Annotated in this window: 20 protein-coding genes; 10 read left to right on the top strand and 10 right to left on the bottom strand. The window is 71.6% G+C overall.

What is annotated here, in order from left to right:
• Position 1 precedes the first annotated feature (1 nt).
• The gene (locus ASC60_RS32820) at positions 2-1,147 is read right to left on the bottom strand and encodes a lipid-transfer protein (protein WP_055557340.1); all 1,146 of its coding nucleotides are present in this window, start codon (positions 1,145-1,147) and stop codon (positions 2-4) included.
• 102 nt (positions 1,148-1,249) lie between these two features.
• Between ASC60_RS32820 and ASC60_RS32815 the strand changes: the two genes are divergently transcribed.
• The gene (locus tag ASC60_RS32815) at positions 1,250-2,851 is read left to right on the top strand and encodes a FadD3 family acyl-CoA ligase (RefSeq protein ID WP_055557339.1); all 1,602 of its coding nucleotides are present in this window, start codon (positions 1,250-1,252) and stop codon (positions 2,849-2,851) included.
• Positions 2,852-2,916: 65 nt separating this feature from the next.
• Here the strand turns inward: ASC60_RS32815 and ASC60_RS32810 are convergent, their stop codons facing one another.
• The 3 genes from ASC60_RS32810 to ASC60_RS32800 all read right to left on the bottom strand — a co-directional run bounded on the left by ASC60_RS32810 (position 2,917) and on the right by ASC60_RS32800 (position 6,771).
• Positions 2,917-3,096 (bottom strand): hypothetical protein, encoded by a 180-nt coding sequence (locus ASC60_RS32810; protein ID WP_055557338.1) that lies wholly within the window; start codon positions 3,094-3,096, stop codon positions 2,917-2,919.
• 229 nt (positions 3,097-3,325) lie between these two features.
• Positions 3,326-3,619 carry a hypothetical protein gene (locus ASC60_RS32805; protein ID WP_159043369.1) on the bottom strand — a complete coding sequence of 98 codons (294 nt, stop codon included), beginning with the start codon at positions 3,617-3,619 and terminating at the stop codon, positions 3,326-3,328.
• Positions 3,620-3,834: 215 nt separating this feature from the next.
• Complete coding sequence (locus tag ASC60_RS32800) at positions 3,835-6,771, bottom strand: BTAD domain-containing putative transcriptional regulator (RefSeq protein WP_055557336.1); 2,937 nt, start codon at positions 6,769-6,771, stop codon at positions 3,835-3,837.
• Between the two features lie 256 nt (positions 6,772-7,027).
• Here ASC60_RS32800 and ASC60_RS32795 point away from each other — a divergent pair, with 256 nt between their 5' ends.
• Complete coding sequence (locus ASC60_RS32795) at positions 7,028-8,254, top strand: amidohydrolase family protein (RefSeq protein ID WP_055557335.1); 1,227 nt, start codon at positions 7,028-7,030, stop codon at positions 8,252-8,254.
• Between the two features lie 47 nt (positions 8,255-8,301).
• Here the strand turns inward: ASC60_RS32795 and ASC60_RS32790 are convergent, their stop codons facing one another.
• Positions 8,302-9,357, bottom strand: coding sequence for a helix-turn-helix domain-containing protein (locus ASC60_RS32790; RefSeq protein ID WP_063787259.1), 1,056 nt, complete (start codon positions 9,355-9,357; stop codon positions 8,302-8,304).
• A 196-nt stretch (positions 9,358-9,553) separates the two neighbouring features.
• Here ASC60_RS32790 and ASC60_RS32785 point away from each other — a divergent pair, with 196 nt between their 5' ends.
• The 5 genes from ASC60_RS32785 to ASC60_RS32765 all read left to right on the top strand — a co-directional run bounded on the left by ASC60_RS32785 (position 9,554) and on the right by ASC60_RS32765 (position 15,117).
• Positions 9,554-10,501, top strand: a complete 948-nt coding sequence (locus ASC60_RS32785) for an LLM class F420-dependent oxidoreductase (protein WP_055557333.1) — start codon at positions 9,554-9,556, stop codon at positions 10,499-10,501.
• A 10-nt stretch (positions 10,502-10,511) separates the two neighbouring features.
• Positions 10,512-11,306: an SDR family NAD(P)-dependent oxidoreductase gene (locus ASC60_RS32780; RefSeq protein ID WP_055557332.1), complete on the top strand. Its 795-nt coding sequence runs from the start codon at positions 10,512-10,514 to the stop codon at positions 11,304-11,306.
• Positions 11,307-11,411: 105 nt separating this feature from the next.
• The gene (locus ASC60_RS32775) at positions 11,412-12,539 is read left to right on the top strand and encodes an LLM class flavin-dependent oxidoreductase (protein ID WP_055557331.1); all 1,128 of its coding nucleotides are present in this window, start codon (positions 11,412-11,414) and stop codon (positions 12,537-12,539) included.
• An 83-nt stretch (positions 12,540-12,622) separates the two neighbouring features.
• Positions 12,623-14,365: an amidohydrolase family protein gene (locus tag ASC60_RS32770; RefSeq protein WP_055557330.1), complete on the top strand. Its 1,743-nt coding sequence runs from the start codon at positions 12,623-12,625 to the stop codon at positions 14,363-14,365.
• Positions 14,366-14,373: 8 nt separating this feature from the next.
• Positions 14,374-15,117 carry an SDR family oxidoreductase gene (locus tag ASC60_RS32765; RefSeq protein WP_055557329.1) on the top strand — a complete coding sequence of 248 codons (744 nt, stop codon included), beginning with the start codon at positions 14,374-14,376 and terminating at the stop codon, positions 15,115-15,117.
• A 132-nt stretch (positions 15,118-15,249) separates the two neighbouring features.
• Here ASC60_RS32765 and ASC60_RS32760 read toward each other — a convergent pair whose 3' ends face one another.
• The 3 genes from ASC60_RS32760 to ASC60_RS32750 form a co-directional block, all read right to left on the bottom strand.
• Positions 15,250-16,173 (bottom strand): phosphatase PAP2 family protein, encoded by a 924-nt coding sequence (locus ASC60_RS32760; RefSeq protein WP_055557328.1) that lies wholly within the window; start codon positions 16,171-16,173, stop codon positions 15,250-15,252.
• Between the two features lie 95 nt (positions 16,174-16,268).
• Entirely contained in the window at positions 16,269-17,225 is a 957-nt protein-coding gene (locus ASC60_RS32755) for a hypothetical protein (RefSeq protein WP_055557327.1), read from the bottom strand.
• Entirely contained in the window at positions 17,222-17,563 is a 342-nt protein-coding gene (locus ASC60_RS32750) for a PadR family transcriptional regulator (protein ID WP_055557326.1), read from the bottom strand. The genes ASC60_RS32755 and ASC60_RS32750 overlap by 4 nt, the downstream gene beginning before the upstream one ends.
• Before the next feature lie 172 nt (positions 17,564-17,735).
• On the opposite strand from ASC60_RS32750, the gene ASC60_RS32745 reads away from it, so the two are divergent.
• Complete coding sequence (locus ASC60_RS32745; protein WP_055557325.1) at positions 17,736-18,551, top strand: APH(3'') family aminoglycoside O-phosphotransferase; 816 nt, start codon at positions 17,736-17,738, stop codon at positions 18,549-18,551.
• 16 nt (positions 18,552-18,567) lie between these two features.
• Here the strand turns inward: ASC60_RS32745 and ASC60_RS32740 are convergent, their stop codons facing one another.
• A complete protein-coding gene (locus ASC60_RS32740; protein ID WP_055557324.1) occupies positions 18,568-18,768 on the bottom strand; it encodes a DUF397 domain-containing protein in 201 nt (66 codons plus the stop codon).
• Entirely contained in the window at positions 18,758-19,633 is an 876-nt protein-coding gene (locus ASC60_RS32735) for a helix-turn-helix transcriptional regulator (RefSeq protein ID WP_055557323.1), read from the bottom strand. Before ASC60_RS32735 ends, ASC60_RS32740 begins: the two co-directional genes overlap by 11 nt.
• 181 nt (positions 19,634-19,814) lie before the next feature.
• Here ASC60_RS32735 and ASC60_RS32730 point away from each other — a divergent pair, with 181 nt between their 5' ends.
• Together ASC60_RS32730 and ASC60_RS32725 are read left to right on the top strand one after the other, a co-directional pair.
• Positions 19,815-20,282, top strand: a complete 468-nt coding sequence (locus ASC60_RS32730; protein WP_055557322.1) for an ATP-binding protein — start codon at positions 19,815-19,817, stop codon at positions 20,280-20,282.
• 101 nt (positions 20,283-20,383) lie between these two features.
• Positions 20,384-21,286, top strand: a complete 903-nt coding sequence (locus ASC60_RS32725) for an endonuclease/exonuclease/phosphatase family protein (RefSeq protein ID WP_055557398.1) — start codon at positions 20,384-20,386, stop codon at positions 21,284-21,286.
• Positions 21,287-21,417: the final 131 nt, after the last annotated feature.

Genomic DNA, 21,417 nt, shown 5'->3' with positions numbered 1-21,417 from the left:
GTCAACTCCTCAGCAGCAGGGCCGATGTGGGAACCCCCTCGCCCGCCGTGACCAGGCAGGTCGCGGCGTCGGGGACCTGGGCGGTGCTGGTGCCGCGCAACTGTCTGACCCCCTCGGTGATGAGGTTGAAGCCGTGCACATACGCCTCGCTCAGCCCGCCCCCGCCGGTGTTGAGCGGCAGCCGCCCGCCCAGCTCCAGCGCGCCGCCCTCGGTGAACGCGGCGCCCTCGCCGCGCCCGCAGAAGCCGTAGCCCTCCAGGGACAGCGGGATCAGCGGGGTGAACGCGTCGTAGATCTGCGCCACGTCCACGTCCTGCGGCCCGAAGTCGGCGCCTTTCCACAGGCGGCGGGCGGCGGTCCAGGAGGGGCCGGTGAGCGGGTCGTCGTTCCAGTAGTTGACCATCCCGTGGGCTTGCGCGGGCAGCCCCTGGGCGGCGGAGTGGACGTAGACCGGCCGCCGGGCGCAGTCGCGCGCCCGCTCGGCGGAGACGATGACGCAGGCCAGCGCGCCGTCCGTCTCCAGGCAGTTGTCGAACAGGCACAGCGGTTCGCTGATCCAGCGGGCGGTCATGTACATCTCGCGGGTCAGCGGTCGTTCGTACATCATCGCGGCGGGGTTCTGGTTGGCGCGGTTGCGGCAGGCCAGCGCGACGTTGAAGAAGTGGTCGCGGGTGGCGCCGTACTCGTGCATGTAGCGGCGGGCCAGCAGCCCGATCTCGTCGGCGGGCCGCAGCAGCCCGTACGGCCGGGTCCACTGGGCGGGGGTGGGCAGCTGGACGCGGGTGTTGGTCCAGGGCCGGGGCCCGCTGCCGCGTTTGCGGGAGCGCCAGGCCACGCCGACGCCCGCCTGCCCGGTGGCGATGGCGGCGGCCAGATGCGCGACGGTCGCGCAGGAACCGCCTCCTCCGTAGCCGACCTTGCTGAAGAAGGTCACGTCGCCCGCGCCGATCGCCTTGGCGACCTCGACCTCGTCGGTCTCCTCCATGGTGTACGAGGCGAAGGCGTCCACCTCGGAGGGGGCGATCCCGGCGTCGTCGAGCGCGGCCAGGATCGCCCGGCAGGCGAGCGTCTTCTCGGATGCGGGGAGGCGTTTGGCGAACGCGGTCTGGCCGATGCCGACGATCGCCGTCGCGTCCTTCAGGCCCATGGCCACCTCCGTACGTCGCGGTCACCGTGCTGACAGCGGGGAAGGCTACCGCTAATCTGACGGGTAGTCAGCTAGTGGGAGTCGCTGTGCTGGAGGCGGGACATGGCCAAGTGGCGGACCATCCCGGCGCTGATACGGGCCGCGGCGCGGACGTACGGGGACGCGACCGAGGCCGTCGTCGAGGGCCGCGCCCGGATCTCCTACGCCGACCTCGGCACCCGCGTCGAACGGGCCGCGGCCGCGTGCGTCGCCTCCGGCGTCGAGCGGGGCGACCGGGTCGCGATCTGGGCGCCCAACACCGCCGACTGGATCGTGGCGGCCCTCGGCGCGGTCACCGCGGGCGGCGTCCTGGTCCCGGTCAACACCCGCTTCAAGGGGGCCGAGGCGGCGTACATCCTGCGGCGCACCCGGGCCACCCACCTGTTCATCACCGGCACCTTCCTGGGCGCCTCCTACGTGGCGTCACTGCGCCGGGCGGCGGAACGCGGGCCGGGCCAGGGGGTTCCGCTGCCGGGGCTGCCCTATCTGCGCGAGGTGATCGTCCTCGCCGGGGACGCCCCCGAGAACTTCCGCACCTGGAAGGACTTCCTGACGGCGGGCGAGTCCGTGCCGCCGGACGCCGTACGGGAGCGGGCCGACTCCGTACGACCGGGCGACCCGTCCGACATCACCTTCACCTCCGGCACCACGGGCGACCCCAAGGGCGTGGAGATCACCCACGGGCAGACCCTGCGGGTCTACGACACCTGGAGCGAGGTGACGGGGCTGAGGCGCGGCGACCGCTATCTCATCGTCAACCCCTTCTTTCACACCTTCGGTTACAAGGCGGGGATCATCGCCTGCCTGATGCGCGGCGCGACGATGGTGCCGCAGTCCGTCTTCGACGCGGACAGCGCGCTCACCCGCATCGCCGCCGAGCGCATCAGCGTCCTGCCCGGCCCGCCCACCCTGCACCAGGCGATCCTCGACCACCCGGCGCGCGACGCCCACGACCTGTCCACGCTGCGTCTGGTCGTCACCGGTGCCGCCGTCGTCCCGCTGGAGCTGGTGGAGCGGCTGCGCTCCGAACTGCGCGTCGCCACCGTGCTGACGGCGTACGGCCTGACCGAGGCGTCCGGCACCGTCACCATGTGCCGCGGTGGTGATCCGCCGGAGACCATCGCCGCCACCTCGGGCCGCGCCATCCCGGACACCGAGATCAGGATCGTGAACCCGCTGGGCGATCCGCGTCCGCCGGGCGCCCCCGGCGAGGTCTGGGTCCGCGGCTACCACGTGACGCGCGGCTACTTCGAGGACCCGGTCGCCACCGCCCGCGCCATCACGCCGGACGGCTGGCTGCGGACGGGCGACATCGGCGTCCTCGACGCGGAGGGCAATCTGCGGATCACCGACCGGATCAAGGACATGTTCATCGTCGGCGGCTTCAACGCCTATCCCGCCGAGATCGAGCGGCTCCTCGCCCGCCACCCCGACCTCGCCGATGTCGCCGTCGTCGGCGTCCCGGACGCGCGCCTCGGCGAGGTCGCCAAGGCCTTCGCGGTCCGCCGCCCGGCCGCCACCCTGACCGCCGACGACCTGATCGCCTGGTCCCGCCGCGAAATGGCCAACTACAAGGTGCCGCGCCACGTGGAGTTCGTGCCGGAACTGCCGCGCAACGCGAGCGGCAAGGTGCTCAAGCACCGGCTCCGGGGCCGCCCGGCCTGAAACGACGGCGTGGGGCCCAGCCGCAGCGGCTCGGCCCCACGCCTGGAATGCTCGGCGGCGCGTGGTCAGCCGTCGGTGCTGTCCGCCTGGGCGCCGGAGACGGGCTGGGGCGAGTCCGGGTGGGCGTCCTGCGTCGTGACGCCCACATGGTCCGGATGGGCGTCGGCCAGGGCCGGGGCCGCGGTTCCGGCGGCTATCGCTGCTGCGAAGGCGAAGGAGACGAGGGCCTTCTTCGAGTAGGTCATACCAACTCCTGAAGCTGCGCGGGCGTTTGCTAAGTGAAACGCAAGATTATTGGCACGTGGATAAGTGTTCGATGAGACTGTCTTGAAATCATCGATAAATGGCGCAAGCGGTGATATGTGCGACTCATGTGCGGCTCACCATGGCGAGGACCGGTGCTGGTGGCCTCCCCTCCGGCCCACCAACACCGGTCCCGCCATGCCGTGCTCCGTCGGCGGCCGCCGACGGACCCTACGTGGTCGTGCTGTCCGGGTGGCTGTCGAGCGTCGTGATCTGGGCGGCGCCATCCGGGTGGCTGTCGGCCTGGAGCGGCTTCGGGCCGTCCGGGTGGCTGTCCTCGGTGCCGATGCCCGGGCTGTCCGGGTGGCTGTCCAGCGTGCCGATGCCCACCCCGTCCGGGTGGCTGTCCAGTGTGCCGATGCCCACCCCGTCCGGGTGGCTGTCGGCCTTGAGCGGCGACGGGCTGTCCGGGTGGCTGTCGAGTGGCCGGTAGGCGTCCGACGTGGGCTTCTTGTCCTGACTCACCAGGATCAACTCCATTGAACTCGGTCGGTTGGGGCGCACAACGCCCGTCCGGCGACTCCCCCGTGGGTCGCCGGACGGGCACAAGGCCGCTCACCCTGGAACGAGGCAGGAAGTGGCCTCTTCACCGACCCGTCTGCCCCCCGCGGGGACGGATCGACAGCACTAAGACTGCCGGTCCGGGATAAACGATTGATGAACGTGCCGCGCGAGCCCTGCTATGCGGTCGCCATGGGCGCCATCAGGGCCCGTACTTCCTCCGCCTCCGCGGGGTTGTCCAGCTGCTCGTAGATGGACAGGGCCTCCTGCCAGCAGGCCCGGGCCCGGTCCGTCTGGCCCATCAGGTCCAGGGCCTGGCCCAAGACCTTCAGCACGGTGCCGCGACGGAACTCACCGCCCACGAAGCGCAGCGCGAGGGCCTGTTCGGCGTGGGTGGCCGCCTCCGGCGGACGGCCCGCCGCGAGGTGGACCTCGGCCAGCCGGGCGTGGGTGGAGCCTTCCCAGAGGCGCTGCCGGTTCTCGCGGAACAAGGTGAGCGCCTGCGTCAGCTGGTCGAGCGCCTCGTCGTACCGCCCGGCCTGGTGGAGCGCGATGCCGAGGGCGAATCGTCCGTTGGCGACCCGCAGGGCGAGCCCCAGGCCGCTGTAGATCTCGACGCCTTCGGCGGCGAGTTCGATGGCGCTGTCGGTGCGGCCCATCGCCGAGTGGGCCCGCGAGATGTTGCACAGCGCGCCGGCGATGCCCGGCCGGTTGTCATCGGCGCGGAAGGATTCGAGCGCCTGGCGGAAGTACGCCTCGGCGTCCTCGTACCGCTTCTGGTAGAGCGCGATGATGCCGCGCTCGTTGGGCACCTCGCAGCCGGGCACCGGGTCCTCGGCCGCCAGGGCCAGCCGCATGGCCTGACGGCCCTCGTATTCGCCCTGCTCGTACCGGCTGGCCATCCAGTGCAGATGGGAGAGGGTGAAGCGGGCGCGCCCCTCCGCGCGCGGATCGCCGGCGAGTTCCCCCGCGTCGCGCACGGTCTGGGCCGCCGCCTCGTACTGCCGGGAGTTGGCGCCCGACTCGCCGAGGTCCTTCGCCGCCACCAGGAGGTCGGCCGCGCGGCGCAGCGTGGCGCCGGTCGCCAGCTGCTGGACGCAGGCCAGCAGGCAGTGCGCCTCGGCGAACATCCAGTCGAGCGCGGCGGCCGAGTCCTGGAAGTCCAGCCCCGGATACCGCGTCGGCTCCAGGTGGTCCACCAGCCGGTCCCCGGGGCGGGCCAGGGCGAAGACCCGGGCGGCGGAGACGAGGTAGAAGTCCAGCAGCCGGGACAGCGCGGCGTCCCGCTCGGACGGCGGCATCTCGTCCCGCTCCGCGCACGCACGCGCGTAGAGCCGCACGAGGTCGTGGAAGCGGTAGCGGCCGGGGGAGGCGGACTCCAGGAGGCTGGTGTCGACCAGGCTCTCCAGCAGGTCCTCCGCGTCGTCGACGTCCATGTCCAGCACGGCCGCCGCCGCGGCGAGCGAGATGTCGGGGCCGTCGGCCAGGCCCAGCAGCCGGAAGGCGCGGGCCTGTCGCGGTTCGAGCTGGCCGTAGCCGAGTTCGAAGGTGGCCTTGACCGCGAGGTCACCGGCGCGCAGCTCGTCCAGCCGCCGGCGCTCGTCGCCGAGCTTGCCGGCCAGGGCGGAGACCGTCCAGGTGCGGCGCGAGGCGAGACGGGAGGCGGCGATGCGGATGGCCAGCGGCAGGAAGCCACAGGCCGCCACGACGTCCATCGCGGCGTCGCGCTCGGAGGCGACCCGCTCCTCGCCGACGATGCGGGTGAAGAGGACCAGCGCCTCGTCGGGGCTCATCACATCGAGGTCGACCAGGTGGGCGCTCTCCAGGTCGACCATCCGGTGGCGGCTGGTGATCAGCGCCGCGCAGCCCGGGGTGCCGGGCAGCAGGGGGCGCACCTGCGCGGCGTCGCGGGCGTTGTCCAGCAGCGTCAGGACGCGGCGGCCGTCCAGGAGGGAGCGGAAGAGCGCGGCGCGCTCCTCGACGCCGTCGGGGATGGCGTTGTCGGCGGTGCCCAGGGCGCGCAGGAAGGAGCCCAGCACGGCGCCGGGGTCGGCGACCAGGGGGCCCGAGCCCTGCAGGTCGACGTAGAGCTGGCCGTCGGGGAACTGGTGGCGTGCGGCGTGGGCGACGTGCACGGCCAGGGTGGTCTTGCCGACGCCTCCGATGCCCGCGACCGCTGACACGGCCATGACACGCCCTTCGGCGGTGGCGAGTTGATCGCTCAGCTCCTTGATGAAGGGCGCCCGCCCGGTGAAGTCCGAGACCGTCGCGGGCAGCTGGGCGGGGCGTACGAAGCTCGCGGCGCCGCCGCTCGGCTCCTCGGCGGCGTGCGCGGAGACCGCCAGCTCCGCGTCGGCCTCCAGGATCCGCTGGTGCAGCGCGGACAGCTCGGGGCGCGGGTCCACGCCCAGCTCGTCGGCGAGCAGCCGCCGGGTGTCGGCGTAGACGGCCAGGGCCTCCGCCTGCCGTCCGCTGCGGTACAGCGCCAGCATCAGCAGCTCCCGCAGCCGCTCGCGCAGCGGGTACGAGGCGGTCAGCGCGGTCAGTTCGGAGACCGCCTCGGAGTGGTGGCCCAGCTCCAGGTCCAGGTCGAGCCGGGTCTCGATCAGGGAGCGGTACCACTCGTCCAGCCGGGTGCGCTGGGTCTCCGCGTACGGACCCGGCACTCCGGCCAGCGGTTCGCCGTCCCACAGGTCGAGCACCTTGTTGAACAGCTCGCGCGCCCGCGTGCGGTCCCCGGAGTGCTGCGCCTTCTCCGCCTCGGCCGTCAGCTGCTCGGCCACGTCGGTGTCCAGGGCGCCCAGGCCGATCCGGATCGCGTAGCCGCCCGATTCGCTCACCAGGATCTCGGAGTCCGGCCCGAACGCCTTGCGCAGCCGCGAGGCGTACGTGCGCAGCGCGGCGATCGCCGCTTCCGGCGGCTCGGTGCCCCACAGGCCGTCGACCAGCTCGGGCGCGGTCGCGGTGCGCCCGCCGCGCAGCAGCAGCGCGGCCAGCAGCGCGCGCTGCTGCGGCGACCCGGTGTTGATCGCCTCTTCGCCCCGCCAGGCCCGGACGGGGCCCAGCACGGTGAAGTACAAGTGCTGTCCCGGCACCCGCTCCCTTTCGCCGTCCATGGTCTCCCCCTCGCCTGTCCTTCCCCGTTCGCACGGGCCAGTTTGCCTTGTCAACGCCTTCCGCGTCAGTAGGGCCCCCACGTCCTCCACAAGCCCGCCATAGTTGGCCGAAGTGGCCATGGTGCGTGGCGCGACGCTTGCGCCGGGAGGGGCCTGCCGGGGGCGGGGAGGGGACGCGGGGAACGCGCGGTGCACCCGGAGGGAACCCGCACCCGATAACTGACACCCCCGTCAGATCGGCGCTACCGTGAACGGCATGGAGAGCTTCCCGAAGATCATCTCGGTGGACGACCACACGGTTGAGCCCCCTCACGTCTGGCGGGACCGCCTCCCGTCGAAGTACCGCGACACCGGCCCGCGCATCGTCCGGGCGCCGCTGAAGGAGATGACCTTCGTCGGCGGCAAGTTCGCCCCGACGATGGGCGCGCCCGGCGACGACGGGCCGATCGCCGACTGGTGGGTGTACGAGGACCTGCGCCGGCCGCTCACCCGGCTGGACACCGCCGTCGGCTGCGCCCGCGACGAGGTCCGGCTGGAGGCCATCACCTACGAGCAGATGCGGCCCGGGTCCTACGCGGTGCCCGACCGGCTCGCCGACATGGACGTCAACCACGTCCAGTCCGCGCTGTGCTTCCCGACCTTCCCGCGCTTCTGCGGGCAGACCTTCACCGAGGCGGGCGACCGCGAGCTGGGGCTGCTCGGGGTGCGCGCGTACAACGACTGGATGGTGGAGGAGTGGTGCGGCCCCGAGGCGCGGGGCCGCCTCATCCCGCTGATCATCATCCCGCTGTGGGACGCGGAGCTGGCCGCCGCCGAGGTACGGCGCAACGCCGCGCGCGGGGTGCGCGCCGTCTGCTTCTCCGAGATCCCGCCGAACCTCCAGCTCCCCTCCATCCACACCGACGCCTGGGATCCCTTCTTCGCGGCGTGCGACGAGACCGGCACGGTCATCGCCATGCACATCGGCTCGTCCTCCCGCATGCCCTCGACCTCCGCCGACGCGCCCCCGGCGGTGGGTTCCACCATCACCTTCGCCAACTGCTGCTTCTCGATGGTCGACTGGCTGATGAGCGGCACGTTCGAACGCTTCCCCAACCTCAAGATCATGTACGCGGAGGGCCAGATCGGCTGGATCCCGTACATCCTGGAGCGCGCCGACGTGGTGTGGGAGGAGAACCGCGGCTGGGGCGGCGTCGCCGACAAGGTGCTGCGGCCGCCGTCCGAGCTGTTCGCCGAGCACGTCCACGGCTGCTTCTTCGACGACGCCTTCGGGCTGCGGAACCTCGACGCGATCGGCGTGGGCAACGTCCTGTACGAGACGGACTATCCGCACTCCGACTCGACCTGGCCGAAGTCCCGGGAGGTCGGCGAGGCGCAGATGGGCCACCTCGCGCCGGACGTGGTGGAGCGGATCGTACGGGGCAACGCGATCGAGCTGCTGGGGCTGACCGTCGACGGGCTCTGGGCCGGGCCCGGGGCGTAGCGGGTGCGCGCCGGTTCACCCAGGAGCAAGGAAGCGTCCACTGCCGGTCAATGACACCCGCCCGGCGCTCCGGCAGGCTGGGGGGTCTGGCGCCGGGGTTCGCCGCGTGCCGGACGCCACGGGGGTGCGTCCGGTGCGCGCGATCTGAGGGCCAGCTGCCGGTAGTCGCTCGGCGGCATCCCGTACGCGGCGCGGAACACGCGGCTGAAGACGGCGGGATGGGAGAAGCCACGGCGCGCGGCGAGTTCGTGCAGGGGGACGGCGGACAGCCCGGGGTCGTCGAGGTCCCGCCGTACGCGGTCCAGGCGCTGCCGACGTATCCAGGCGGAGACGGTGGTGTCCTCGGCCCGGAACAGCCGGTGCAGATAGCTGACGGAGATGTGGTGCGCGGCGGCGACGGCGGCCGGGGTCAGCTGTGGGTCGTGCAGGTTCCGCTGGATGAAGTTCTGCACGCGCAGGAACAGGGTCCGCTGCCGCGTCTCGGGAGGTACGGCGTCGTCGGACTCGGCGGCGTGCGCGAGCACCGCCGTGGCCAGGTCGACCAGCACGGCCCCCAGTCGCGGCCCGTCGGCAGGGCGGTACGAGCCGCTGTCCGCGGACAGCCGGCTGAGGAACCCGGTCAGCAGGGCGCCGACCCCCTCGCGCCCCGGGATGGGCCGGGCGAGCAGCCGGTCGATCCGGTCGTGGGGGACCGGAATCAGCGCCTTGGGGATCTCCAGGCCCACGCCCTGGGGAGGGCCGCCGAAGGCCACGCAGTCGTAGGGGCGCGAGGTGTCGACGACGTACAGGCCGCCGGCGGAGTGCGCCGCCTCCTCGCGGGCCTGGGAGACCTGGAGGTTCGCGCCTTCGAGGAAGGAGAAGTGGTACAGCTCGGGGTCCGACTGCCGGATGAGCTTCGGTGTCCGCCGGAAGGTCATCGGGTCGAACTTCGTGGGCCATACGTGGGCCGGGCCGACCTCCAGGATGCGGACCTGTCCCCGGAAGTCGCCGGTGTGTTCGGTGCTCATCTCCATGGGGGCGATGAGCTTCGCCATCTGCTCGCGCCAGAAGTCGAACCGGTCGGCTCGGGGGAGTTCGTCGCACCGGAACACCGTCTCGATCATCACGTGCCCTCGTGAGAGACGGGCGCGGCCTGAGGGGCGCACATGCCTCGTACGCTAGCACCGCCCTTGTCTGATGGACCGTCAGATACGACGATAGCGGTCCCGCCGTGGTCTCCCACGGTCCACCTCGGTCCACCTCGGTCCACACGGTCCACACGGTCCACTCCACTTCGGTCCACCGACAAGGAGGCCCGGCATGCGCGTCCTGCCCCGGGGCCGGTTGAGCTACGGCATACAGCTGCCGATCCAGTCACAGAGCACCCTCTACGCCGAACCGTGGGAGGCGGCCGCCGGTCCGGACGACCTCGTCGCCCTCGCCCGCGCCGCCGACCGCTCCGGCTTCGCCTACGTCGCCGTCTGCGACCACGTGGCGATCCCGCGGCGGCTGGCCGCCGCGATGGGCACCGTCTGGTACGACCCGGTCGCCACCCTCGGCTATCTGGCCGCGGCCACCGAGCGGGTGCGGCTGCTCAGCCATGTCGCGGTCGCCGCGCTCCGGCACCCCCTGCTCACCGCCAAGCAGTACGCGACGCTCGACCACCTCTCCGGCGGGCGGCTCATCCTCGGGGTCGGCGCCGGGCACGTACGCGAGGAGTTCGACGCGCTCGGCGTCGACTTCGACGCGCGCGGGCCGCTGCTCGACGAGACGGTCGACGCGCTGAAGACCGCGCTGGGGCCGGAGGAGTTCGCCGACTTCCACGGTGAGCGCTTCACGTATCGAGACCTCGGCCAGGCCCCGCGCCCCGCCCAGACGCCGCGCCCCCCGCTGTGGGTGGGCGGCTCCTCGCCCGCCGCGCTGCGCCGGGCCGCCGTCCGGGGCGACGGCTGGCTGCCGCAGGGCGACCCGCGCGACCGGCTCCCCGCCCAGATCGCCCGGCTGCGCGCGCTGCGCGAGGCGGCGGGTGTCGAGGAGCCCGCCGAGATCGGCGCCATCGCCGAGCCGCTGTACGTGGGCGAGCCGTCGTGGCGCGTGGGGCGCCGCACGCTCACCGGGAAACCGGAGCGGCTGGCCGAGTCCCTGCGCGCGTACGCGGCCATGGGGGTGGACCAGATCCAGGTGCGGTTCCGCAGCCGGAGCCGCGCCGAACTGACCGACCAGATGGCGGCCTTCGCGGCCGACGTCGCCCCGCAACTCAACCCTTGAGGAGGCCATCGTGGGCAAGCTGGACGGACGCGTCGTGATCATCACGGGTGCGGCGCGCGGGCAGGGCGAACAGGAGGCGCGGCTGTTCGCCGCCGAGGGCGCGAAGGTGGTGCTCGCGGACGTCCTCGACGACCAGGGCGGCGCCGTGGCGAAGGAGCTGGGGGAGGAGTCCGCCGCTTACGTCCACCTGGACGTGAGCCGCGAGGACGACTGGGCGGCCGCCGTGGCGTTCGCGAAAGACGCCTTCGGCGCGGTGAACGGGCTGGTCAACAACGCGGGCATCCTCCGCTTCAACGAGCTGACCAGCACCCCGCTGGAGGAGTACCTGGCCGTCGTCCAGGTCAACCAGGTCGGCGCCTTCCTCGGCATGCGCACCGTCGCCCCGGAGCTGGCGGCGGCGGGCGGCGGCACGATCGTCAACACCGCCTCGTACGTCGCCCTCTCCGGCATGGCCCTGCTGACCTCGTACGCCGCCACCAAGGCGGCCGTCGTCGGGATGACCCGGGTGGCCGCGATGGAGCTGGCGGGAAAGGGCATCCGGGTCAACGCGGTGTGCCCCGGCGCGATCGACACCCCCATGAGCAACCCGGCCCGGCTCGACCCGGCGGCGGACCCGGCCCAGGTGGCCGAGGCATCGGAGGCGGTCGACGGCCTCTACCGCAAGCTGGTCCCGATGGGCCGCATCGGCCGCCCCGAGGAGGTCGCCCGCCTGGCGCTCTTCCTCACCTCGGACGACTCCTCGTACATCACCGGCCAGCCGCTCGTCGCCGACGGCGGCTGGCTGTGCGGCGTCTCGGTCTTCTGACGGCTCCCCGGGGGCCGGGCGTGCCCCTTGACGCCCAACCCCGCCGGTGCCATGGTCGAACCCAAATCTGACGGTACGTCAGATAGAGCAGAGGCGGTGACCCCCTTGGAATTCGGACTGTTCGTACAGGGATACGTGCCGGAGCGCCGACGCCGCGCCGACCCCGAGGCCGAGCACCACGCCCTCATCGAGGAGACCGAGTACGTCATCCAGGCCGACCGATCCGGCTTCAAATACGCGTGGGCCTCCGAGCACCACTTCCTGGAGGAGTACTCCCACCTCTCCGCGAACGACGTCTTCCTCGGCTACCTCGCCCACGCCACCGAGCGCATCCACCTCGGATCCGGCATCTTCAACCCCCTCCCGCAGGTCAACCACCCGGTGAAGGTCGCCGAGAAGGTGGCCATGCTCGACCACCTCTCCGGCGGCCGGTTCGAGTTCGGCTCGGGGCGCGGGGCGGGCAGCCACGAGATCCTGGGGTTCATCCCGGGCGTCACGGACATGAACCACACCAAGGAGATCTGGGAAGAGACCATCGGCGAGTTCGCCAAGATGTGGCTGCGGGACGAGTACCCGGGCTTCCAGGGCAAGCACTGGTCGCTCCCGCCCCGCAAGGTGCTGCCCAAGCCGTACGGAGCGGGCCACCCGGCCATGTGGTACGCGGCCGGCTCCCCGTCCTCGTACGCGATGGCGGGCCGCAAGGGCCTCGGCGTCCTCGGCTTCTCCATCCAGAAGGTGTCCGACATGGAGTGGGTCCTCGACTCCTACAAGAACGCCGTCAAGGACGCCGACCCGGTCGGCGGCTTCGTCAACGACAACGTCATGGTGACCTCGACCGCGATCTGCGCCGAGACCCACGCCAAGGCGGTCGAGATCGCGCTCGGCGGCGGCCTCAACTACCTCCAGTCCCTCCTCTTCCGCTACCACGACACCTTTCCCCGCCCGGACGGCATCCCGGAGTGGCCCGAACTCCTCCCCGAATACACCGAGGAGATCATCGAACTGCTCATCGCCGAGGAGCTGATGATCTGCGGCGACCCGGACGAGGTCTTCCGGCAGTGCAAGCGGTGGGAACAGGCCGGGGCCGACCAGCTCTCGTTCGGGCTGCCGATCGGCATCGGCTACGAGGACACCATGAACACCATCAAGCTCATCGGCGAGCACGTCATCCCGAAGATCGACACCGATCCGGTGCACCGCACGACCCGCTTCCGCCGGACAGTGAACGGATGACAGCTGACAGCAGGCGGATGACAGCTGACAGATATCAGCTGATGTCATACAGATAACGGCTGACGCCAGAAGGGACCCCACCCGTGCTCGACCACCTCATCAAGGGCGCGACCGTCGTGGACGGCACGGGCGCGCCCTCGCACACCGCCGACGTCGGCCTGCGCGACGGCCGGATCGTCACCGTCGCCGAGCCGGGCACCGTCGGCGAACCGGCCCGCACCACCGAGGACGCCACCGGGCTCGTCCTCGCGCCCGGCTTCGTCGACCCGCACACCCACTACGACGCCCAGCTCTTCTGGGACCCGTACGCCACCCCTTCCATGAACCACGGCGTCACCACCATCGCGGGCGGCAACTGCGGCTTCACCCTCGCCCCGCTCAACCCCGAGCGCCCCGGCGACGCCGACTACACGCGGCGGATGATGAGCCGGGTCGAGGGCATGTCGCTCGTCGCCCTGGAGGAGGGCGCGCCCTGGAACTGGCACGGCTTCGGCGAATACCTCGACGCCCTGGAGGGCCGGACCGCCGTCAACGCGGGCTTCATGGTGGGCCACTGCGCGCTGCGCCGCCACGTCATGGGCCCGGACGCGATCGGCGGACAGCCCACCCCCGGCCAGATGGAGGCGATGCTGCGGCTCCTCCACGAGGCGATGGACGCGGGGGCGTGGGGTCTTTCCACCACCCAGTCCTCCACCCACGCCGACGGCGACGGGCAGCCCGTCGCCTCCCGGCACGCGAAGCCCGAGGAGCTTCTTGCCCTGTCCCGGGCCGTCGGCGAACACGAGGGCACCCAGATCGAGGCCATCGTGGCGGGCTGCCTCGACCGGTTCGCCGACGAGGAGATCGACCTGCTGGTGGAGATGAGCGCCGCCGCCGGCCGCCCCCTCAACTGGAACGTGCTCACCATCGACGCCGCCGTCCCCGAGCGCGTCCCGCGCCAGCTCCTGGCGAGCGAGCGGGCCCGTGCGGCGGGCGGCCGCATCGTCGCCCTCACCATGCCCATCCTCACCCCCATGAACATGTCGCTCGGCACGTTCTGCGCGCTCAACCTCATTCCGGGCTGGGGGGACATCCTCGGCCTGCCCGTCCCCGAGCGCATCGCGAGGCTCCGCGACCCGGCTGTGCGGGCGGAGATGCTGCGCCGCGCGAACAGCCCCGAGGCCGGGGTCTTCCGGCGGCTCGCCGACTTCGAGCGGTACGTCATCGGCGACACCTACAGCGAGGCCAACGCCGGACTCACCGGCCGTGTCGTCCGCGACATCGCCGCCGAGCGCGGACAGGACGCCTTCCACACCCTGGTGGAGATCTGCGCCGCCGACGAGATGCGTACGGTCCTGTGGCCGATGCCGACCGACAACGACCCGGCCAGCTGGGAGCTGCGGCGGCAGACCTGGGACCACGAGGACGTCATGCTGGGCGGCTCCGACGCGGGCGCCCACCTGGACCGGATGTGCGGCGCCCCGTACACCACGCGCTTCATCGGCGACTGCCTGCGCGGCCGGAAGCTGGTCGGCCTGGAGCGCGCCGTGTGGATGCTGACCGACGACCCGGCGCGGCTGCTCGGCCTGCGGATGCGCGGCCGGATCGCCGAGGGCTACCACGCCGACCTCGTCCTCTTCGACCCCGACCGCATCGACGCAGGTCCGGCGACGCTCGTCCACGACCTCCCCGGTGACAGCCCCCGCCTGGACTCCCGGGCGGCGGGCATGGTGAGCGTCCGCGTCGGCGGCGTCGAGACCATCCGCGACGACGAGATCACCGGCGCGATCCCGGGGAGGGTGCTGCGCTCGGGCCGCGACACCCACAGCGTGTCCACGCGGGGGTGAGGGTGCCGATGCCCCGCGTGGCCCTCGTCACCGGCGCCTCGCGCGGTATCGGCCTGGCGGTGGCGAAGGCGCTGGCCGCCGACGGCACGGCGGTGTGCGTGACCGCACGTGGCGCGGCCGAACTGGACGCGGCCGTAGGCGAGCTGGGCCCTGACGCCCTCGCCTGCCAGGGCGACGTGGCGGACCCGGCCCACCTCGACGAGGCCGTCGCCCGCACGGTTGAGGAATTCGGCCGCCTCGACATCCTCGTCAACAACGCCGCGACCAACGCCCCGCTCGGCCCGCTCATCGACGCCGACCCGCTCGCCTGGCGCGCGGCCTTCACCGTCAACGTGGAGGCCCCGCTCCGCCTGACCCAGGCGGCCTGGCACGCCTGGATGCGCGACCACGGCGGCGCGATCGTCAACATCTGTACCGAGGGCACCCACGGCGTGGGCCCCGGCGTCGGCGCCTACGGCGCCAGCAAGACCGCCCTCCTCCGCCTCACCCGCCAGCTCGCCGCCGAACTCGCCCCGTCCGTCCGCGTCAACGCCGTCTCCCCGGGCCTGGTCCGCACCGAGATGGCCCGCTTCGTCTGGGACCGCGACGAATCCGCCATCGCCGCCACCTTCCCCCTGGCCCGCATCGGCGAACCGGAGGACGTGGCGAGCGCCGTCCGCTGGCTGGTCTCCGACGAGTCGTCCTGGATCACCGGCACCGACCTGGTGGTCGACGGCGGCCGCCGCGTCCGCGCGGCCTACCGCCCCGCGTAAAAGATCGTCGTCATCGCCCAGTACGCGCGGCAGACATCAGACCGACGGTACGGTGCCGGCCTTGGCCAGAAGACCGGTGTCATCACCGCCTACCGCAAGGGCATTGTGGTCGGTTGCCGCGCCGGCGGGTGGTCAGCCCAGTGCGGGGCGTGTGCGGCGTGCGGTGAGTGCGGGCCGCCCGACCGCGGCGTACCAGACCAGGGCCGCACATATGAAGCCCATCGCCCCGGAGACCAGTGACCTTGTGAGGGTGTCGTCCCGTGCGCCGGAAACGAGGGCGACGGCCAGTGCCAGCGTCAGGGTGATGACGGGCAGCGCACGGGGGCTCCGCGTGGCGCCTGGCACGGCGGCCGACGGCAGCAGCCAGGTTGCGAGGCCGTAACAGGCACAGGCCAACAGTGTGGCCCCCAGCACTTCGCTGGGCCGGTGGCCGCCGTTGGTCGCGCTGTAGGCGGCGATGCAGGCGAGCCACAGCACACCGGCCGAGGCGACGTAGGGGCGGATGCGGGGGGAAACCACGAGGACGGCGGCGAGGGTCAGCGCGGCGGGGATGGCCGAGTGCCCGCTGGGGAAACCCTGATCAAGGAGATTCTCGGGCGCGCCCACCAGATCGGGGCGGGGCAGGATGGTCGATTTGAGCACATCGTTGCCTCCGGCCGTGAGAATGACGACCCCGAGTGCCGCGCACCCCTGCCGCCAGCACCGCCGCACCAGGGTGAGGACCACGATGACGGCCAGGCCCACCATCAGGGTGGGCTTGGCGCTCAGTTCCAGCGGCGGCAGGGGCGTCGAGCCGTATTCCGCTCCTGACAGGGGGTAGAGCCATGCCGCTTCGCCGCCCTGTTCACCGAGATAGAACCAGGGGTTCTCAGCTCGTTGCCCCCACGGGGTGCAGATGGCGAGCAGGTAGACCGTCAGGAACCCCAGGGTGTACAGCAGGGCCGGCATCCACGGCCGTGTCGTACGCGACGGGCTGGAGTCGTCGGGGGCCTCGGGGGCCTGCCTTGAGGCAACCGGACGGTGCGCGGGCAGGGACTGGGAATCGTGCTCTGTCATCGCTCTGTTTCTTCCGTTGGGGGGGAGTTCGGTCACGCAGGTCTTGCGGCACGACGTGGGCCGCCGGGCTCGGTCGGCCCACCGGGGGTCCGCTCCTATGGGGCGAGTGCCTGCCCCTGTCGGCGCTGGGCGGCGATCGCCAGGACCGGGAGGGGGGCGATCAGGAGGACGAGGACGACCAGGTCCGGCAGGGACTGCATGAACTCCTGCGGCTGGATCACGATCGCCTGCGTGCGGATGAACGCGACCGCCGCGACGGGGATCAGCCACCGGTAATCCCCGGTGGAGGCCGTCGCCGCCCACGCGGCGATCAGCGCGGTGACTTCGAGGGCGAACAGGCCGCGCTGGAAGGTTGGACTGACGGAGATGATGTGCAGGCCACCGGCCATGTACATGGCGAGCACGACGGGCGCCAGCCAGCGGTACGAGCGGCGCCGCAGACGGCTGGGACGGCAGGCCGTCAGCACGGCGCACGCGGCGCACAGTGTCCCCGAGAGCACCAGGTCACGGGCCGTTATCGGGGTGCCAAGACCGTAGTAGCCCAGGCCCGCCTTGCCCTCGTCGCCGAAGAGGGTGCGGCCGTGGGACGTGGCGCCGGCCCAGATCATGGCTGCCGCGACCGGCAGCGCGATCCACGGTCTGCCACGCAGCAGAGCGATCAGGCAGACCAGCGGGAGCAGCCCGTAGGGCAGCAGCCGTATCCGCGTGGGACCTTCGGCCCACGGGTACCAGCCGGAGAAGTGGAAGGCCATGGCGTGCTGTCCGGGGTCGATGCGCAGTGCCCAGTGCCACACATCCTGCAAGTACGGAATGAGCGCCAGCGCGGCGAGGGCCAGGGCGGCCAGGTGGATGCCGTCCAGCCACCACGGCCGAGTGGTGTCGTGGGCGGTGGCACGGGCGCGGGCCTGCACCCCGGCGCGCACCAAGGCGGCGACTTCGCGCGGCGGGGGCCAGGAGCGGCCGGGGTACGCCTCGGCCAGGCAGGTCAGCAACTCCTCTCCATGCCGGGAACGGTAGGGCTTCGGATAGGCCGCGAGCAGCAGACGGTTCATGCCGGGGCCGCTCCGGCATTCCGCGAGCGGCCGATGACGACGGCCGCCGCCTGCTGCATCCGCAATGCCTCCCGGCTGAGTATCGCGGTGCCGTCCTCGGTGAGCTTGTAGTAGCGCCGCGCCCGCCCGTCCACGATCTCCTCATGGTCGGCGGCCACCAGTCCGGCCCGCTCCATCCGCTCCAGCGCGCCGTAGAGGGTGCCGACAGCGATCCGGAGCCGCCCTTCGGTGGCCTGCTCGGCCGCCTTGATGATGCCGTAACCGTGCAACGGCCCGTCCATGAGCGCGGCAAGGATGAAGTACTGCGGTTCCGTCAAGGACGGGTTCCGTCTTGTCACACGTCGACTATATATCGAGCTACGAAATATATCTGTCAACTCTGGGCAATCACCGGCGGTGCCTCCACGCCCGAGGCGAGAGTCCGAGGCCCCGCTGCCCGCCGCTTGCAGCGACCACCTGCCGGTCGCGGCTCGCGTCACCTTGGGCGTGGCGCCCTCGTAGCCTGGGGCTGTGAACGATTCGAGCGCATTGCGAACGCTGGTGCCCCTGGGCCGTGACGGCGACGGGTGGGAGCCCGTCACCGCGGGGGAGTCCGGGGCCGCTGTCTTCCGTTCCGATGACGGTTCCCGGTACGCGAAGTGCGTGCCCGCGCGGCAGGTGGCCTCGCTGGAGGCGGAGCGGGACCGGGTCGAGTGGCTTCATGCGCAGGGTGCGCCGGGCGCCCAAGTCCTCGACTGGCGCGTCACCGATGCCGGCGCCTGCCTGGTGACCAGCACCGTGGAAGGCGTCCCCGCGGACCGGGTTCCGGCCGCCACGCTCCACGCGGCGTGGGAGCCGATCGCCGACGCCGTGCGGCGACTGCACGACCTGCCGCTCCAGCCGTGCCCCTTCAGCCGCGACCTCCGTCAGACGTTCGCCACCGCACGCGAGGTCGTGGCGCGGGGCGCGGTCAACCCGGAGTTCCTGCCCGTCGAGCAGCAGGACACCCCGCCCGAGGAACTGCTCGCGCGTCTTGCCCCGCAGGTCGAGGGCCGTCTCGCCCAGGAAGCCGCCCAGGCGGTCGTCTGCCACGGGGATTTGTGCCTGCCCAATATCGTCCTCGACCCGACGACTTGGACGGTGGCGGGCTTCATCGACCTCGGCCGCCTCGGCCGCGCCGACCCCTACGCCGACCTCGCCCTCCTGCTCGCCACCGCCCGGGAGACATGGGCCGACGACCGGCAGGCCGACGACGCGGAGGAGATGTTCGCCCGCCGCTATGGCACCGCCCTCGACCGTGACCGGGAGCGGTTCTACCTCTATCTGGATCCGCTCACCTGGGGATAGCGGCGGGGGCGCCGTCCTAGGCGTCGAACGTGCCGTGCTTGATGCCCAGGAGGAATCCCTGCCACCCCGCGCCGGCGAAGTGCAGGGGCGGTCGGCTGAGGTCCTTGCTGTCCCGTACGGCCCGGCCACCGTCGGCCGTGAGCGCGATCTCTACGCAGTTGCCCTCTTGGAGGGAGTATGACGACTTTTGGTAAGGGCCTATAACCTCAGAGGTCACCTTGTTCTTCCTCGCTGCTTCGCAGGACGCGCCGGATGAGGCGTGCGCTTTCGTCCGGTGCAAGTGCTGCCGATCGTAGTAGGTCGAACCCGTTGGCGTAAGCGGTCAGATCCCGGGGGTCCTCAAGCACCGACGTGCCTCGAAGGTTCTCCATGGTCACAGCCTCAACGGTTGGATCGGAATCGAAGCTGAAGGAGGAGAAGGCGGGTGTCGCTCCCGCAAGCACTCCTGCGGTGAACGGGAGGACTTGAAGGGTTACGTTCTGCCTTTTCCCCACTTCGAGGATGGAGGAGAGCTGTTCGCGGTGGACCTCGGAGTTCACCAACGGGTGCCTGATCACCGGTTCCCAGAGAATGACCGCGTACGACGTTCCTCCAGGGTCGATCTTCGCTTGCCGCGCTTGGCGCACCTTCATCAATTGCGCCACTCGATCGGGGTCAACGTAATCGGGGCCTGCGGTGATGACCGCCTCGGCGTACGTTGGCGTTTGCAAAAGTCCCGGGAAGACCGCCAGTTGCCACTCCCGGATGTACGTCGCGTCATCCTCCAGCGCGATGTGGTCAAGGTAGTCCGCTCGCAGGTGCGCCGCGTGCTCAAGCCACCAGCCCCGCTTGTTCGAACCCTTTGCCAACTCCTCCAGCCTGGCCCGCGCTTTCTCGTCTTCGACGCCGTACGCGTCCAGCAAGAGGCGCACTTCGAGGAGGCGGGCGCTCACGTGGCCGCTCTCCATGCGGCTGATCCTGGTCTGAGACGAGGCGATGATTTCAGCGGCCTGCGGCTGGTCGAACTTGGCGGCTTGCCGGTGCCTCCTGAGTGCTGCTCCGAGCCGCCTGCTGCGCACGGTCGGCCGTCCCCCTGCGGGCATTGGCTCCCCCTTCTTGGCTACCCAGTGTGATGTGCGGACCACTTTAGGGCATTGAGTCTAATCGAACGGCCGCATGTATGCGGTTGTCTGTGTTGCGGTAGTGGTTCATTCGGACGTAACCTCAAGCGCATGCGCCGCTACAGAGCGCAGTCTTGACGAACAGTCAGGGGGTACGTCTGCCATGCCCGAAGTCATCACGGACGAGTCGAGCCGGGACACCTTCCGGATCGCCAAGCACATAAGGAACGTCCCGGGAGCGCGGGCGCGGGTGAGCAAAGCCCTGGCGGACTGGGGTATCAGCGGCGGCGTCGCCGACGACGTGATCCTGTCGGCCGGCGAGTTGGTGTCCAACGCCATCCGGCACTGCCGTGTGAGCTTCGCCCAGATCGAGATCAGCGTCTCCGTCCAGGGCGAGGACGTCATGCTGGAGGTGTCCGACCCCGACGGGGACAGGCTGCCGCGACTCCGCATCGCCGACGCCGACGAAGAGGGCGGCCGCGGTCTCTACATGGTTGAGCAGTTGGCGCACACATGGGGGTACCGGAACCGGGGGTGCGGAAAGTGCGTATGGGCGCGATTCGCATCCGGCAACCAGCCCGGCGGTGCCCGCCAGAAACCGATTCGCCCGGGCGATCGTCTCCGAGAGTAGGCCCGAACGGATGGAAGCGAGCGACGGTGAAGGCGGAAACACTGCGGCGGGTGCGGCGCTGGGGGACGGGCGAGGGGCGGTCGGCCTGGACGCGGGGGCGGGTGCTCGCCGGGGTGGCGGTGCTGACGACCGGGGTGCTGGCGTTCCACCGGGCGGTGCCCAACTCCGTGGGGCGGCTGGGCAGTCTGCTGGAGGCGTTCCTGCCGTGGCTCGGGCTGGTGGCCGTCGTGCTGCTGGGCCTGGCGCTGCTGCGGCGTTCGGCCACCGCGCTGGTGGCGCTGCTGTTGCCGGTGGCGGCCTGGACGTACCTCTTCGGCGGGCTGCTCCTGCCCGGGGAGCCGGAAGGCGACCTGCTCGTCGTGCAGCACAACGTCAGCGACGAGAACGCCGACCCAGCGGGTACCGCCCGCGCGCTCGCCGACGCCGGGCCCGATCTCATCGCGCTGGAGGAGCTGGTGCCCACGGCGCTACCGGCGTACGAGAAGACCCTGGCGCCGGAGTACCCGTACCACGCGGTCCGGGGCACCGCAGGACTCTGGTCGAAGCATCCGCTCAGCGGCGTCCGGCTGGTGGACATCAAGCCCCCGGGGATCACGGAGGATTGGAGGCGCGGGCTGCGGGCCGGGGTGCGTACGCCGCGCGGTGAGATCGCCGCGTACGTCGCGCACCTGCCCTCGGTACGGGTCGGGGCGAGCGGTCTCGCATCGTCGTGGCGCGACGAGAGCGCCGGTCGGCTGGGCGAGGCCGTCGCCGCCGAGCAGCGGAAGCGGGTGATCCTGATGGGCGACCTCAACGGCACGGTCGAGGACCGTGGGCTGGCCCCGCTGACCTCCCGGATGAACGTGGCCGAGCGGGGCTTCGCCTTCAGCTTCCCGGCCGGTTTCCCGGTGGCCCGGATCGACCAGGTCATGGCCCGCTCGGCCACCGTCGCCCACATCCGCACCCTGCCCGCCACCGGCAGCGACCACCTGCCGGTCGCCGGGCGGATCACCTTGGGCGCTTGAGCTTGGCGTTTAACGTCTCCCAGCTCGGGAGGTGTGGGACGGCCGTTGTGGACCACGGGCGCGGAGCCTTCGGGAGCCCTCCGACGTTCTCGGCGTAGGGCCGGGGGGTCTGACCGGCCAGGCGGTGTTCA

The sequence above is a fragment of the Streptomyces sp. NBRC 110028 genome (assembly GCF_001417735.1).
GTDB lineage: Bacteria > Actinomycetota > Actinomycetes > Streptomycetales > Streptomycetaceae > Streptomyces.
This window is presented reverse-complemented; position numbering and strand designations above follow the sequence as displayed.

Bases quoted from the DNA above. Each gene is read 5' to 3' on its own strand.
- ASC60_RS32820 (WP_055557340.1), bottom strand. From the start codon at position 1,147: ATGGGCCTGAAGGACGCGACGGCGATCGTCGGCATCGGCCAGACCGCG.
- ASC60_RS32815 (WP_055557339.1), top strand. From the start codon at position 1,250: ATGGCCAAGTGGCGGACCATCCCGGCGCTGATACGGGCCGCGGCGCGG.
- ASC60_RS32810 (WP_055557338.1), bottom strand. From the start codon at position 3,096: ATGACCTACTCGAAGAAGGCCCTCGTCTCCTTCGCCTTCGCAGCAGCG.
- ASC60_RS32800 (WP_055557336.1), bottom strand. From the start codon at position 6,771: ATGGACGGCGAAAGGGAGCGGGTGCCGGGACAGCACTTGTACTTCACC.
- ASC60_RS32795 (WP_055557335.1), top strand. From the start codon at position 7,028: ATGGAGAGCTTCCCGAAGATCATCTCGGTGGACGACCACACGGTTGAG.
- ASC60_RS32790 (WP_063787259.1), bottom strand. From the start codon at position 9,357: ATGATCGAGACGGTGTTCCGGTGCGACGAACTCCCCCGAGCCGACCGG.
- ASC60_RS32785 (WP_055557333.1), top strand. From the start codon at position 9,554: ATGCGCGTCCTGCCCCGGGGCCGGTTGAGCTACGGCATACAGCTGCCG.
- ASC60_RS32765 (WP_055557329.1), top strand. From the start codon at position 14,374: ATGCCCCGCGTGGCCCTCGTCACCGGCGCCTCGCGCGGTATCGGCCTG.
- ASC60_RS32760 (WP_055557328.1), bottom strand. From the start codon at position 16,173: ATGACAGAGCACGATTCCCAGTCCCTGCCCGCGCACCGTCCGGTTGCC.
- ASC60_RS32755 (WP_055557327.1), bottom strand. From the start codon at position 17,225: ATGAACCGTCTGCTGCTCGCGGCCTATCCGAAGCCCTACCGTTCCCGG.
- ASC60_RS32735 (WP_055557323.1), bottom strand. From the start codon at position 19,633: ATGCCCGCAGGGGGACGGCCGACCGTGCGCAGCAGGCGGCTCGGAGCA.
- ASC60_RS32730 (WP_055557322.1), top strand. From the start codon at position 19,815: ATGCCCGAAGTCATCACGGACGAGTCGAGCCGGGACACCTTCCGGATC.